11 protein-coding genes are annotated in these 13,944 nt (G+C 62.4%); 4 read left to right on the top strand and 7 right to left on the bottom strand.

The features are described from left to right. Window positions 1–6: 6 nt before the first annotated feature. The 4 genes from HY836_RS00625 to HY836_RS00610 form a co-directional block, all read right to left on the bottom strand. Window positions 7–2,190, bottom strand: coding sequence for a chemotaxis protein CheA (locus HY836_RS00625; protein WP_290672346.1), 2,184 nt, complete (start codon window positions 2,188–2,190; stop codon window positions 7–9). Next, complete coding sequence (locus tag HY836_RS00620) at window positions 2,187–2,531, bottom strand: STAS domain-containing protein (protein ID WP_290672342.1); 345 nt, start codon at window positions 2,529–2,531, stop codon at window positions 2,187–2,189. Before HY836_RS00620 ends, HY836_RS00625 begins: the two co-directional genes overlap by 4 nt. 34 nt (window positions 2,532–2,565) lie before the next feature. After that, the gene (locus HY836_RS00615) at window positions 2,566–3,138 is read right to left on the bottom strand and encodes a chemotaxis protein CheW (protein WP_290672339.1); all 573 of its coding nucleotides are present in this window, start codon (window positions 3,136–3,138) and stop codon (window positions 2,566–2,568) included. Between the two features lie 148 nt (window positions 3,139–3,286). Continuing rightward, window positions 3,287–5,212 carry an ATP-binding protein gene (locus HY836_RS00610; protein WP_290672336.1) on the bottom strand — a complete coding sequence of 642 codons (1,926 nt, stop codon included), beginning with the start codon at window positions 5,210–5,212 and terminating at the stop codon, window positions 3,287–3,289. 197 nt (window positions 5,213–5,409) lie between these two features. Here HY836_RS00610 and HY836_RS00605 point away from each other — a divergent pair, with 197 nt between their 5' ends. Beyond that, window positions 5,410–6,030 (top strand): response regulator, encoded by a 621-nt coding sequence (locus HY836_RS00605; protein ID WP_367114596.1) that lies wholly within the window; start codon window positions 5,410–5,412, stop codon window positions 6,028–6,030. A gap of 10 nt (window positions 6,031–6,040) precedes the next feature. On the opposite strand, the gene HY836_RS00600 is transcribed toward HY836_RS00605, so the two are convergent. Further along, window positions 6,041–6,862 (bottom strand): NAD(P)-dependent oxidoreductase, encoded by an 822-nt coding sequence (locus HY836_RS00600; RefSeq protein WP_290672333.1) that lies wholly within the window; start codon window positions 6,860–6,862, stop codon window positions 6,041–6,043. 278 nt (window positions 6,863–7,140) lie between these two features. Here HY836_RS00600 and HY836_RS00595 point away from each other — a divergent pair, with 278 nt between their 5' ends. After that, on the top strand, window positions 7,141–7,632 hold the full coding sequence (locus HY836_RS00595) for a cytochrome b/b6 domain-containing protein (protein WP_290672330.1): 492 nt from the start codon (window positions 7,141–7,143) through the stop codon (window positions 7,630–7,632). Window positions 7,633–7,653: 21 nt separating this feature from the next. Here the strand turns inward: HY836_RS00595 and parC are convergent, their stop codons facing one another. Further along, complete coding sequence (gene parC, locus HY836_RS00590; protein WP_290672327.1) at window positions 7,654–9,981, bottom strand: DNA topoisomerase IV subunit A; 2,328 nt, start codon at window positions 9,979–9,981, stop codon at window positions 7,654–7,656. A 220-nt stretch (window positions 9,982–10,201) separates the two neighbouring features. Here parC and HY836_RS00585 point away from each other — a divergent pair, with 220 nt between their 5' ends. Both HY836_RS00585 and HY836_RS00580 read left to right on the top strand, forming a co-directional pair. Next, complete coding sequence (locus HY836_RS00585) at window positions 10,202–11,002, top strand: hypothetical protein (protein ID WP_290672324.1); 801 nt, start codon at window positions 10,202–10,204, stop codon at window positions 11,000–11,002. 129 nt (window positions 11,003–11,131) lie between these two features. After that, entirely contained in the window at window positions 11,132–11,881 is a 750-nt protein-coding gene (locus tag HY836_RS00580) for a hypothetical protein (protein WP_290672322.1), read from the top strand. A 33-nt stretch (window positions 11,882–11,914) separates the two neighbouring features. Here HY836_RS00580 and HY836_RS00575 read toward each other — a convergent pair whose 3' ends face one another. Beyond that, window positions 11,915–13,918: a DNA topoisomerase IV subunit B gene (locus tag HY836_RS00575; RefSeq protein ID WP_290672319.1), complete on the bottom strand. Its 2,004-nt coding sequence runs from the start codon at window positions 13,916–13,918 to the stop codon at window positions 11,915–11,917. Window positions 13,919–13,944 lie beyond the last annotated feature (26 nt).

The raw sequence follows: 13,944 nt of genomic DNA, 5'->3' as shown, positions 1-13,944 counted from the left end.
TCCTCGTCAGACTGTTGGCGTGGGGGCAAGCAACACTGCTTGCCTGGTACTCTTGTCCAGTGAACTGGACACAAGCTGGTGAACATCCAGAATCAAGGCGATGTCGCCCGTTCCAAGAATGCTGGTTCCGCACACTGACCTCAGGTGGCGGAAGATGCCGCTCATCGGCTTGATGACCGTCTGCATTTCACCCAGCAGACCATCCACCAGCAAGCCGATCTTCATGTCCGAGAAACGGACAACAACCACGCTGGGGCGGCGCACGGCAGGGCCATCGATATCGAAAGCCTGTCTCAAGCAGACATATGGCAGAACCTCACCGCGCAGGTTGATGTACTGCGGGCTGCCTGCCGAGAGGGCATCTGGAGGCAATTCGATGCATTCGACGACCATGTCAAGGGGCACGATGAAGCGAGCATCGCCTGCCGCCACCATGAACCCATCGATGATCGCCAGCGTCAAAGGCAGGCGCATCTGAACCAGCGTGCCCTCTCCCTCGCGGGAATTCAAGGTGATGGTGCCGCGCAGGGCTTCCACGCTCTTCTTGACCACGTCCATGCCCACACCGCGGCCGGACAGGCTGGTGACTTGCTCTGCCGTAGAAAAGCCCGGCTCGAAGATGAGTTGATAGGCCTCATGATCGGACAGCCCTTCGGCTGTACTGATCAGGCCCTTGGCCAGCGCCTTGTCGATGATCTTGTCTCGGCGCAGCCCTCGACCGTCGTCGCTGACCTCGACCACGACATTGCCTGAATCATGAAACGCGCGCAGCCTCAGGGTTCCTTGCTCGGGCTTGCCGGATGCCGCGCGGTCCTGAGGGGTTTCCAGCCCATGGTCCATCGCATTGCGCACGAGGTGCATCAGCGGATCACCGATGCGTTCAACCATGGCCTTGTCCAACTCGGTCTCCGCACCCACAACGTCCAGCTTGATGTTCTTGCCCAGTTCATGGGCCACGTCGCGCACCACACGCTGAAAACGACTGAAGGTCTCGCCGATGGGCACCATGCGCATCTGCAAGGTGCTGGACTGGATGGTGTCAATCAACTGCATCAGCGTGCCAACGGCCTCCTGCAGCGCGACATGCCCGATCTGTTTTGCCTGTACGTCCACACCAGCCCCGGCGATCACCAGCTCGCCCACCTGGGAGATGAGCGAGTCCAATCGCTGAGCCGGTACGCGCACGAATCGGGTCGCATTGGATGCGCCACCCGCTGCGCCGGCGCTCGGCGAGGCGGCCGCCTTTCGAGGAGAAGCCTGGGTGCCTGAGGGTGGTTCGCCATTATCCTGACGCTCAGCCTGCGTCGCCACGGCCGCAACAGGCCGGGCCATTCGCCCAACGGGTTCCTGCCACTCGTCTTGCGCAATGAGGCCGGCGTCTCGCCAGGGCTGCAAAGCCGCGTCACCCAATTGGGCGCGAAGGGGTTGCAACAAATCTCTGACCACGGCCGCCGATGTGCCATCACTGCAGGACACAATCAGCGAGGACTCACGAAAGAACTCGAACGTCTCATAAGCCAGGCCGCAATGACGGTTGGATGCGTGCAAGGCCACGGCCAGAAAACATGTCTCGGGATCCAGTTGGTCGAATTCCGGCAGGGATTGGATCAACGCGACACGCTGGCGCACATCACAGCGACTGCTGAGAAAGTGCAAGGCCGATGCAGGATCGAGCCCATCACGGAAGCAGTCCCGCCCAAACACTGCCCACAGCCTGAATCCACAGTTGTCGCCACCAGGGAGCTCATGGTAGGTGCCTGGCGCTCCCGCCGACTCCCTTACCCTCGTATCCTGCCCCAGGCCCTCCAGCAGTTCCGCCTCCTTGTCACACACAGCCTGCCCTTCGAGGTCACCTGCCTCTGCCAGATCCAGCAGCTTCAGAATGTGATCGCAACAGCGCAACAAGCGCGTGATCATGTCATCGTCCAGCAAGGGCTCGCCCTCGCGAACACGATCCAGCAGCGACTCGACCCTGTGCGTGAATCGCCCCAGGCTGTCGATGCCCACAATGCCTGCAGACCCCTTGATGGTGTGCGCTGCACGGAACATCGCGTTGATGAGCTCGCTGTCACTGCGATCGTGGCCTTGCTCCAGCTTGAGCAAGCCTTGTTCCAGCTCTTGCGCCAACTCGCGCCCTTCAACCAGAAAGGTGGCGACCGCCCCGCTGATGTCGAGATCCAGGTCGTTCATGCTGGCACCTCCACCAGGGTCTGGTATGGCACGCCCAGACAACCTTGCTCATCGGCCAGATCCAGCTCCCATGCCGTGTTGATCAGGCTGTCAGAGCACGCTTGAACGTTCATCGCCATGCCAGCCGCATGCAGGCTGCGCGTCATGCACAACAGCAGTTGCACGCCGGCAGCGTCAACCTCAGTGAGCTTGCTCAGATCAAGGGCCAGCGAGCCTGGAATCAAATCGACCAAGGTGGCGCGCAGACAGGCCTTGGCATCCGTCACGCTGGCGATGGTGAGCTCCCCTCGAATGGTCAGGCACCTTGCCTGCGCCGCTTCGCTCAAAGTGCATTCGATCATGGCCACACCTCTGTGTCAGGTCAGATTGAATCGATCAATGATGGACGAGCAGTTGCCTGGACTCACTCACCCTCGCCAAGTCCGACACCTCTTCAATGGACAACACCTGCTCCAGGTGCATCACGATGACGAAGTGACCATGGACATGTGCCATGGCTTCGATGAAATCGCTTCGGATGTTGGCGCCAAATCGCGGAGGTGGCTCCAGATCATCCTGATCCAGCTCCAGCACTTCATTGACGCCATCCACCACCACGCCCAGGTCAAAGGTCTCACCTTCATGCGTCATTTCGACGATCACGATGCAGGACCGGCGCCCGGGCCGCGCCGGAGGGAAACCCAGACGGGCGGCCAGATCGATCACAGGCAACACCAGGCCACGCACATTGATCACGCCACGTATGAAGGCAGGCATCAAGGGGATCCTGGTGACGGATCCGTACTCGATGATTTCCTTGGTCGACACGATGCTCATCGCATAGGTGGTTCCTGCTGCGGTGAACGTCAGGTATTGGTTGCCGCCGCGCTGTGGGATCATCACGTTCGCCGCGGCGGCTTCAGCTCTGTTGGCCGTTTCACGAACCTCTGAGGTCGTTGTGATGTCCATGCTTCGTCTCCATCCACTTGCATCCAGAGGGTTGGCCGATGAACCGGTCCTGTTCCCTTGGTGCTCATTGTGTGGAGAAGGCCGGCTTTAGCCCATCAGCCCCTCACCTTGGAAGCGCCCCAGGTCCTCACCCGGGGGAGATTGCGGGTCAAAAATCGACGAGGCGATCAACCGCGACGAGCCAATCCTGCAGCTCATCCATGGTGATCACCCGCCCTGCCAGCAAGGCCTCTTCGACCTGCCGCGCGCGCTCGACCAGCTTGGCCTGGCCCATCACCGCCAAGGAGCCCCTCAGCGCGTGGACAGCCCTGCGCAAGGCCTGCGCATCTTCCGCGCCTGTGATCTGGGTGCGCAGACTTGGCCACTGAGCGGCAAAAAGCCCAAGCAAGGCGGCTTTGGGGCGCACGGTTGGTACAGGATTTGCCGCATCCTCAACCTGAGCCTGCTCGAATCGTCGCTCGGTAACGCGGGCCGCTTGCGCCACTTCCCGCAAAATCTGGTGCAACTGGGGAGCATCAAACGGTTTGCTCAGGCAGGCCAATGCGCCCAGGTGTGCAGCCTCGATCTGATCGGAAGGGTCAACGTGCGCGCTCAAGAACACAATGCGCATGTCGCTGCCATTGGGCAGCGCCCGCACGGCTCGCGCCACATCCCAGCCACTCCAGTCGGGCAACTGGATGTCCAGCAGAACCAGATCAACGTGTCGCTGCCCCAGCAAGGCCGGCACGGGCCGTCCCTCCCCCACGATGGTGACATCGACCCCCAGCCGCCTGAGGTATTCACGCAGCACATGTTGATTGAGGGCGTTGTCCTCCACCACCAGGACCTTGAGGCCCCGCAGTTGCGGATCCAGCTCCAGCCGCTCGTCACTGCCCCCACCGAAGACGGCATGGGCCAGCAAGGGCAAGGGGCAGACCTCTGAGGTGTTCACAGCAGGCTCGGCGCTGACCCAGAAGATTTGCCGCCCCCAGGCCAGACCTTGCCCAGCCATGTGGTGCGCGCGGTCAGAAGCCAGGTCGAGCACCCAGCGCGAGGCGGACTGTGCATCCTCCCCATGGCACAAGGCTTCACCATGCACAGCCCATTGCGTGGCAATCGTCTGGATCAGGCGCTCATCTTCGCTGATGACCAGGGTGTCGGGTTTCAGCGGCACGTCTGCAATGGCGTCGTCGAACGGGAACTCGATGTCGAACCAGAAAATGGAACCACCACCGGCCACAGAGGCTACTTTCAGACTCGTGCCATGCAACTCAAGCAGACGGTTGACCACGGCCAGGCCCAGCCCTGTGCCGCCGGTTTGAGGCAATGATGGGTTGTTGGCCTGCTCGAACGGCAGCCCGATTCGGGCAATCTGGTCCATCGCGATGCCAGCACCGGTGTCAGAGACGGAGATCCGAAGCACGACGCTTTCTGTTTGTCTGCTGCGTTGCCGAACATCGACCACGATGCGCCCCCTGTCCGTGAATTTGAGGGCATTGGCCACCAGGTTCAGCAAAATCTGCTCGATGCGACCGACATCGCCACGCAAACGCATGGGACACGCAGCATCGACCGACGCATACAAGCGCACAGGTTTGTCCTGCCTGAGGCTGGCAGCCACGGCCCCAACCCGCGACACCACAGCATGCATGTTCAGGGGTTGTTCGGGATCGATCTCCAGCTTGCCGGCTTCCAGACGGGTCAGGTCCAACAGATCATTGACCACCCGCAGCATCAACCGGGAGGCCTGATCGATGTAGTCCAGATGACGCCGCTCGGCACCCTCAGGTGCGTCGGCTCTGGCCAGTCGCGCAAAGCCCAGAATGGCATTGAGCGGTGTACGCAACTCGTGACTGATGGCTGCGACAAACTCGTCTCGCGCGCGAATCGGCGTGCCTGGTGGCACCTTGCGTGGAGGAGGCAGTTTCAGCAACAGCCCTTCGACACGATGAGCGCCTGAGGACTTCCCTCGCATCAGGATGGCCGTATGCCCAATCTGGACCTGAAGGTCGATGCCCGACCTGAGCGCCAATGCCTGCTCGATGGCCACAGCATCCTCGGCACGCAGCTGCTTCAACCAGGCGGACACAGCCACCTGAGCTCTGGACAAGCCCAGATAGCGTTGACCATTGGGATCAACATGAAGGACTTGTCCGTCCAGTACAAATCGCCCGCAAACCGCGTCCCGCCATCTCGGTGCCGAGCTGGAGCTGGATGCATGGGATCGGACTCGACGGAACAATGTCACGAAATCCTGCCGAAGGCTTGGTGTGAGGATGCCGACAATGCATCATGCAAGCAATGCGGGTCATCGTAGCTGACGATCAGATACTGGTTCGAGCCGGTATTGTGGCTATTTTGGAAGATCTTGGTGGTTTCGAGTGCATCGCCGCCGTGGATGATGGACCGCGCTGCCTGAAGGCCTGCGCCAGCACCCCACCGGATATCCTGCTGCTGGATCTGAACATGCCCAGCGTTAACGGCCTGGACGTGGCACGCGCCATTCGCCAGACGCAACCAGAGATCAAGATCGTCATTCTGACCAGCAGCACCGATGCCGATCTGGCCAAACGTGCCATCGACCTCGGGGTATCGGGCTTTGTCTCCAAGGATTTCGTGCTGGCTGAACTCGCCATGGCCTTGCACTGTGTACGCGAAGGTCGCGTTTACCTGAGCCCGGACATCGCCTTGTCTGCCGTCAAAGACAAGGATGCCAGCGACAAGCTCACCCCTCGGCAAAAGGATGTTCTGCGCTGCATCGCCAAAGGGCAGTCCAACAAGGAAATTGCCCGCGATCTGGCCGTGAGCATCAAGACGGTCGAGTATCACCGCGCCGAACTGATCCAGCGGCTGGATCTGCACGACGTGGCCAGCCTGACGCGATTCGCGGTGTCACACGGGCTGGTAGACTGAAACTCGCTGCTCACTCATCCACGTAGAGATCCAGCATGGGCGTCGAGCCCGGCGTTACCAGGTAGCGGTCGAAATCGGTCACGCCTGCATCACGCAGCACCTGCTCGTCGATGAAGAATTGCCCCGTCACGTCGCGGCTGGCACGCGTCAGGATCCGGTAGGCTGCGTCCGCCATGATGTCCGGCGTGCGGCCCAGGGTACCAAGCTGCGAGCCGGCCACGTTCAAGGCGGATGTGGCAATCAGTGTGCGTGGCCACAAGGCATTCACGGCAATGCCCTTGCTGCGCAACTCGGCCGCCAGCCCGAAAGCCACCGTGCTCATGCTGTATTTGGAGACGGTGTAGGCCGCGTGCGACTCGAACCACTTCTCCTGCAGATTGATGGGCGGAGACAGCACCAGGATGTGCGGGTTGGCTGCCTTCTCCAGAAACGGCAGGCACGCCTGTGAGCACATGAAGGTGCCGCGCACGTTGATGTCCATCATCAGGTCGTAGCGCTTGGCTGCGACTTCGGGCGTCTTCGTCAGGTTGATGGCGCTGGCGTTGTTGATGAGGATGTCGATACCGCCAAAGTGCGCTGCCGCCTTGGCCACCACATCCCGCACCTGGTCTTCGTCACGCACGTCCAGCACCAGCGGCAAGGCACGCCCGCCAGCGGCTTCGATCTCGGCCGCGGCCGAGTGAATGGTGCCTGGCAGACGCGGGTCGGGCTCGGACGTCTTGGCCGCCACGACGATGTTGGCCCCGTCACGCGCAGCCCTCAGTGCAATGGCCTTGCCAATGCCGCGACTGGCACCGGTGATGAACAGTGTTTTGCCGGCAAGGGACGTCATGTGGGCTCCTGAAAGACGCGTCAACGATGTCAGGAAGCCTAACCCAGGCTGCACATGAGGCTGTGCTGGCGTTTTCCTGCTTGCCAGCGCCAACACCCCCATGCCCTTCGATGACGCTTACGTCAAGCAATGACACCACCTTGGCCAGCGCGACAAATGAGCAGCAGGTTTGAGGTCGATCAATCCCTGCGCTCACAGGGCAACAAACGAGAAACATGCCCCCCGCACACTCGACAAGTCATCAACAACGAGGTTCCGCATTCAGTGCGAACAAGGCCATGCAGATTTCACGAGAATGGGCCACGCCCCTCACCATCGGTGCATTCATCCTGATGGCCTGTACCGGCATCCTGATGTTCTTTCATGCCGACCTGGGCCTCCATAAGGAGGTACACGAATGGCTGGGGTGGATCATGGTTGCTGGCGTCGTCGCCCATGCGCTGGCCAACTTCAGCGTCTTCAAACGCTACTTCGCCAAACCGGCAGCGCTGGCCATCATTGGTAGCTTTGTGGTGATCCTGCTGGGATCCGCCTTCATCCAGGAAGAAGAAAATGGCAAGGGCGGCAACCCCGGGCGCCGCGCCACCACGGCGGTGTTGAACGCCCCGATCAGCGACATTGCACCGCTCGCAGGGCAGTCCGCCCAGGCGATGCTGGCCGACCTTCAAAAGGCCGGCTTCAAGATCGATTCACCCAGCCAAACGCTCATCAGCGTGACCGGGCCAGAGCAGTCGAATCAATTCAAAGCCCTGGCCGTGATCTTTCACTGAGCGAACGACGCGCCAAGGCCATCAGGCCAACGGCAGCACGCGCATCACCTTCTGGAAGGCATCGACCGCCTTGCCCTTGCGGGCGCGCTTGCCGATGTGGGCCAGGTAGGCGGAGTTGCGCACGTCCTCTTCCTTGGCCTTGCCGCCGCGGCCCGCACCAATGACCTTGACGCCGCCGGCCACCGTGGCCACCGAGATCAATGGGTCCTTCTTCGCGTCCACTTCCATCAAGGTCAGGCCTCGGCCACCGTTGGATTGCAGCTTGAGTTCATCGAGCCCGAAGACCAGCATGCGCCCACCCTGAGCCAGGCAGGCCACATGGGTATGCGCTGCCTGTACCAGCACGGGCGGCAGCACCAGGTCACCTTCGTCCAGCGTCAGGAAGCCCTTGCCGCCCTTCTGGCGTGTGATCAGATCACCCAGCTTGGCCATCAGGCCGAAACCGCCGGTGTTGGCAAACAGCAAGGTCTGATCGACGCTGCCAGCCAGGTAATGCACGGGCTGCGTGCCCGATTCCAGCTCGATCATGGTGGTGATCGGGGCGCCGTCACCGCGGGCGCCCGGCAAGGCCGCCACCGGCACGCTGTACACGCGCCCGTTGCTGCCCACCACGATCATGGGATCGACCGTGCGGCACTCGAAGGTGCCATACAGGCCATCGCCCGCCTTGAAGGCGAAGCTCGCCGGGTCATGCCCATGGCCGGTACGCGCCCGCACCCAGCCCTTGAGGCTGATCACGACCGTCACCGGCTCGTCGATCACCTTGACTTCGGCCACGGCGCGCTTTTCCGCCTGGATCAGGGTACGGCGCTCGTCACCGAACTGCTTGGCATCGGCTTCGATTTCCTTGACCACCGTGCGCTTGAGCACGCTGGGGTTGTTCAGGATGTCTTCCAGCTTGGCCTGTTCGGCGCGCAATTCGGACAGCTCCTGCTCGATCTTGATGGCTTCCAGCCGCGCCAATTGACGCAGGCGGATTTCAAGGATGTCCTCGGCCTGACGGTCGCTGAGCTTGAAGCGCTCGATCAGCGCGGCCTTGGGCTCGTCGCTGTTGCGGATGATGTGGATGACCTCGTCGATGTTGAGCAAGACGAGCTGGCGGCCTTCCAGAATGTGGATGCGGTCCAGCACCTTGCCCAGACGGTGGCGCGTGCGCCGCGTGACCGTCTCCATGCGGAAGCCGATCCACTCCACCAGGATCTGACGCAGTCCCTTTTGCGTGGGCCGCCCATCCGCACCGACCATGGTCAGGTTGATGGACGATGACGTTTCCAGGCTGGTGTGCGCCAGCAAGGTCGTGATCAGTTCCTGCTGCTCAATGGTGCGTGTCTTGGGCTCGAACACCAGGCGCACGGCCGCGTCCTTGCTGGATTCGTCGCGCACGGCGTCCAGCACGGACAGCACGGTGGTCTTGAGCTGGGTCTGCTCGGCGGTCAGAGCCTTCTTGCCGGCCTTGACCTTGGGGTTGGTCAGCTCTTCGATTTCTTCCAGCACCTTGGCCGCACTGGTGCCGTGAGGCAGCTCGGTCACCACCAGTTGCCACTGGCCCCGCGCCAGGTCTTCGATCTTCCAGCGCGCGCGCACCTTCAGGCTGCCGCGGCCGGTGCCGTAAGCGTCCTGAATCTCCTTCTGGGTGGAGATGATCTGGCCGCCGCCGGGAAAGTCGGGGCCCTGGATGAGCTCATACAGCTCTTCATCAGGCAACCTGTCGTTCTTGATGAGGGCGACCGTGGCCGCCGCCACTTCACGCAGGTTGTGGCTGGGGATCTCGGTGGCCAGGCCCACGGCGATGCCGCTGGCGCCGTTGAGCAGCACGAACGGCAAGCGAGCCGGCAACTGCCTGGGCTCCTCGGTCGAGCCGTCGTAGTTGGGGATGAAATCCACCGTGCCCATGTCGATTTCATCGAGCAGCAAGCGGGCAATCGGCGCCAGGCGCGCTTCGGTGTAACGCATCGCGGCTGCGCCGTCTCCATCGCGCGAGCCGAAGTTGCCCTGGCCGTCGATCAGCGGGTAGCGCAGCGCAAAGTCCTGCGCCATGCGCACCATGGCCTCGTACGCCGCAGAGTCGCCATGGGGGTGATAGCGGCCCAGCACGTCGCCCACCACACGGGCGCTCTTGACCGGCTTGGCGCCGCTATTGCCCGAAAAACTCAGGCCCATACGGTCCATCGCATACAGGATGCGTCGCTGCACGGGCTTCTGGCCGTCGCACACATCCGGCAAGGCACGGCCCTTGACCACGCTCAGGGCGTATTCCAGGTAGGCGCGCTCGGCGTAATGGGCCAGGGTCAGGGATTCGGCGCCGTCACTGGGTGGCGGTGGATTGAAATCGATGGTTTGTTGGGTCATCTTGATCAGGCAAACGCCCCGCCACACCGACGAGGCCCGTTAGACGCAGACAAGTCTGCAGCGGGACCTTATTTTGCCTGCTCGGCAACCCACAACGGCTGCCTGTCAGGGAATTCTGGAATGTGTCACGTCCGCCAACGGCTAATATCAAAGGAGTCGCGTTATGGAGCAGGTTGTCTGACGCCTGCCCACCACCTCAACTCTCACAGCGGAACATCACATGACATTCGGTCAACTCTGGCGCCTCATCTCACTGAGCCTGCTGTGCTTGCTGCTGAGCGGATGCCTGCACATGGATGTCGTCTTCAAGGTACAGCCTGACGGCAGCGGCACCATCACCGAAACCATGCACTGGCCGGCCTACCACCCCTTGCTGCGCCAATTCGGGGGCAAGTTGCCGCCCATGAGTGCGGCCAAACTGCAGGCGCTTCAGGAGCGGGCGCGCAGCCTGGGGCCCGGGGTCACCGTCAGTGAGCAGTCGCAGGCGGGTGCCGATGGCCAGGTCGATCACACCATCACCTTCCAGGTCCCGAACTTCCACCAACTGCACTACGCCCTTGACAACAAGCCAGGGCAGAAGTCGCAGGGGCTGCAATATGGGTTCGAACTGGTGCGCAAGGCAGGGCAACCAGTCAAGCTGATCGTGAACAACGATCCGTTCGTGATCAGCCTGTTTGATCAGGCCAACTCACCCAAACAAGACAGGGACGCAGCGGCGGCCAACGCCAACGAAGGTGTACGCCGGTTCCTGACGACCTCCATGCAGGCGATGGCCGGTATGGCCCTGGACGTCCGGCTGGAATTCACCACTGAACCGCTCAAATCGACCGCGGCATTCCAGGCAGGCCCTGTCGCCACCTTGTTTCACCTGGACGTCGATCAACTCACAGCCAAAGCTGATTGGCAATCCAGCATGTTGGCCCAGCCCCCTCGGCGCCCAGCCGGCGCGCCATGCCAGCACGCTGACCAACCCGGTATGCGCGTGGACTGCCAGCGCACCATCGAGGTCTGGCTGCGCTGAAAAGCGCACCTGTGATCGCGGCAGCTGAGGGGTGTTGCGCCCTTGATTGTTGCCATCACGTCGTCAGGTGTCGGGTTACCTTGCAGTCTCCTGAACTCTGTTCGCGGCGCGTTTCGCCGTACTACAAGCATGTCTCGTCTGCTCATCACCTTGATGACCGGCCTGCTGTGGGCCGGCACCTCCCTGACGTATGCCCGTGAACTGAAAGCGTCGGATCCTGTACGAGCGTCCCTGGTAGACCTTGCGCGCAACACGCCAGCATCCGGCCTGCCTGCCGATGCCCGCCTGACGCTCAGCCGAGCCTGGGTGGACGGATCGCAAGCCAAAGTCTGCGCGCTGGCCAGACGCGCCGATGGCGACCTGCTGATCCAGGATGGCCGCGCTCAGATGAAACGGGTACACCTGCGCAAAACAGGTTCGAAGTGGGATGTGGAGCGCGCCGAGCGGATCGTGATCGGTCCGAAGATGACGATAGACACGGCGTGCCAGCAGCGCAGTTCGGAAGCCGTCATGGCTGACGCGATCAAGCTGCTGGAAACACACCCGCCAACAGCCGGTATCAAGCCCCCGGCACCGCTGGCCAGTGCGATATGCCAGGCGGCGCCTCTGCGCGAGCTCGGCGCCCAGCCATCAGGCCCCGGCGTGGTGGCCCAGCCAGGCAGGAGCCTGCTTCACACCGCCCCTGATGCAAACTGCCTCATGGGCAAACACATTGTGGAGGGTGATAAGGTCGTCATCCTGGGGCATGCGCCGGGCTGGACGCAGGTGCGCTACACCCATCCCCTCACAGGTGTGATCACCGTGGGTTGGCTTCAGCGTGATCGTGTCAAGCCAGGCACACATGGCGATGCACAGCGCCAGGCGGCCCTGACACACTGAGCGCGTGGCGCCTCATCTGCCACGCCCCCTCATTTACACGTCGATCTCGACCGCGTCCCCATGAAGCTCCATCAGTTCGCGGCGTGACGCGGCCTCACCCTTGCCCATCAGCTTGTTGAACGAGACTTCGGTATCGGCAAAGCCGGGTTCGCCATAGGCTACCGGCAGCAGGCGGCGGGTGTCCGGGTTCAGCGTGGTATCCCACAGCTGTTCGGCATTCATCTCACCCAGGCCCTTGAATCGGCTGATCGACCAGGCCCCTTCACGGCAGCCTTCCTTGCGCAGCTTGTCGAGGATGGCGGTCTGTTCGCCTTCATCCAGCGCATAGAACTTGGCCGCAGGCTTCTTGCCACGCGCGGGCGCGTCCACACGGAACAGCGGCGGGCGGGCAATGTAGATGTTGCCGGCCTCGATGAGCTTGGGGAAATGCCGGAAGAACAGGGTCAGCAGCAGCACCTGGATGTGCGAGCCGTCCACGTCCGCATCGGAGAGGATGCAGATCTTGCCGTAGCGCAGGCCGCTCAGGTCCGGTGAATCGTTGGGGCCGTGGGGGTCCACGCCGATGGCCACCGAGATGTCGTGGATTTCATTGTTCTTGAACAGCAGGTCGCGCTCGACCTCCCAGGCATTGAGCACCTTGCCGCGCAGGGGCAGAATCGCCTGGGTTTCCTTGTTGCGGCCCATCTTGGCGCTGCCGCCGGCAGAGTCCCCTTCGACCAGGAAGACTTCATTGAGGCTGAGATCGCGGCTTTCGCAGTCGGTCAGCTTGCCGGGCAGCACGGCCACGCCGGAGCCCTTCTTCTTCTCGACCTTCTGGCCGGCACGCTGGCGGGCCTGCGCCTGCTTGATCACCAGTTCGGCCAGCTTCTTGCCGTACTCGACATGCTGATTGAGCCACAGCTCCATGGCTGGCTTCACAAAGGTGCCCACCAGGCGCAAGGCGTCGCGGCTGTTGAGGCGCTCCTTGGTCTGGCCCTGGAACTGCGGGTCCAGCACCTTGGCGCTGAGCACGAAGCTGGCGCGGCTGAACACGTCATCGGGCATGAGCTTGACGCCCTTGGGCAGCAGCGAGTGCATCTCGATGAAGCCCTTGATGGCGTTGAACAAGCCATCCTTCAAGCCGGCCTCGTGCGTGCCACCTGCCACCGTGGGGATCAGGTTGACGTAGCTCTCGCGCATGGGCGAGCCTTCTTCCGTGAAGGCCACACACCAGGCGGCGCCCTCACCTTCGGCGAAGTTGTCATCCGCGTTGGCGGCGTACTGCTCGCCTTCGAACAGCGGGATGATCGGGTCGGTGTTGAGCGATTGCGTCAGGTAATCGCGCAGGCCGCCCTTGTACAACCAGGTCTGCACCTCGCCGGACTTCTCATTCGTCAGCGTGATGGTCACGCCCGGCATCAGCACGGCTTTGCTGCGCAGCATGTGCACCAGTTCGGCCTTGGGCAGCTCGGCGCTTTCGAAATACTTGGCATCTGGCCAGGCGCGCACGGTCGTGCCGTTCTTGCGGTCGCCCGAAACCGCAGGGCGCACCGTCACGGGCTCGATCACATCGCCGCCGCTGAAGGCCAGTTGCGCCACCTGTTTCTCGCGGGACACGGTCACCTGCAGGCGGGTCGACAACGCGTTGGTCACGCTCACGCCCACACCGTGCAAACCACCGGAGAAGCTGTAGGCGCCACCCGATCCCTTGTCGAACTTGCCCCCCGCGTGCAGACGCGTGAACACGATCTCGACCACCGGCACCTGCTCCTCCGGGTGCAGCCCGAAAGGAATGCCACGCCCGTCGTCTTCCACGCTGACGGAACCGTCGGTGTGCTGCGTCACGGCAATGCGTTTGCCAAAACCGGCCAGCGCCTCGTCGGCGGCGTTGTCGATCACCTCCTGGATGATGTGCAGGGGGTTGTCCGTCCGGGTGTACATACCCGGCCGTTGTTTGACGGGTTCCAGTCCCTTGAGGACCCGGATCGAGCCTTCGCCGTAGGTGGCGCTGGGCTGGGTGGACGTGTTGGAGGCTTTGGTGGGGGTCTTCGATGACATGGGCGCCGATTCTACGAACTTCGTCA

Origin of the sequence: Aquabacterium sp., from assembly GCF_016234775.1 — a bacterium.
In the GTDB taxonomy this organism is placed as follows: domain Bacteria; phylum Pseudomonadota; class Gammaproteobacteria; order Burkholderiales; family Burkholderiaceae_C; genus Aquabacterium.
Note: the sequence above shows the minus strand (reverse complement) of the source record. Positions and strands in the feature narration are given on the sequence as shown.

Excerpts from the sequence above, each read along its gene's own strand:
- HY836_RS00625 (WP_290672346.1), bottom strand. The coding sequence starts at position 2,190 with ATGAACGACCTGGATCTCGACATCAGCGGGGCGGTCGCCACCTTTCTG.
- HY836_RS00620 (WP_290672342.1), bottom strand. The coding sequence starts at position 2,531 with ATGATCGAATGCACTTTGAGCGAAGCGGCGCAGGCAAGGTGCCTGACC.
- HY836_RS00615 (WP_290672339.1), bottom strand. The coding sequence starts at position 3,138 with ATGGACATCACAACGACCTCAGAGGTTCGTGAAACGGCCAACAGAGCT.
- HY836_RS00605 (WP_367114596.1), top strand. The coding sequence starts at position 5,410 with ATGCAAGCAATGCGGGTCATCGTAGCTGACGATCAGATACTGGTTCGA.
- HY836_RS00600 (WP_290672333.1), bottom strand. The coding sequence starts at position 6,862 with ATGACGTCCCTTGCCGGCAAAACACTGTTCATCACCGGTGCCAGTCGC.
- HY836_RS00595 (WP_290672330.1), top strand. The coding sequence starts at position 7,141 with ATGCAGATTTCACGAGAATGGGCCACGCCCCTCACCATCGGTGCATTC.
- parC (WP_290672327.1), bottom strand. The coding sequence starts at position 9,981 with ATGACCCAACAAACCATCGATTTCAATCCACCGCCACCCAGTGACGGC.
- HY836_RS00585 (WP_290672324.1), top strand. The coding sequence starts at position 10,202 with ATGACATTCGGTCAACTCTGGCGCCTCATCTCACTGAGCCTGCTGTGC.
- HY836_RS00580 (WP_290672322.1), top strand. The coding sequence starts at position 11,132 with ATGTCTCGTCTGCTCATCACCTTGATGACCGGCCTGCTGTGGGCCGGC.
- HY836_RS00575 (WP_290672319.1), bottom strand. The coding sequence starts at position 13,918 with ATGTCATCGAAGACCCCCACCAAAGCCTCCAACACGTCCACCCAGCCC.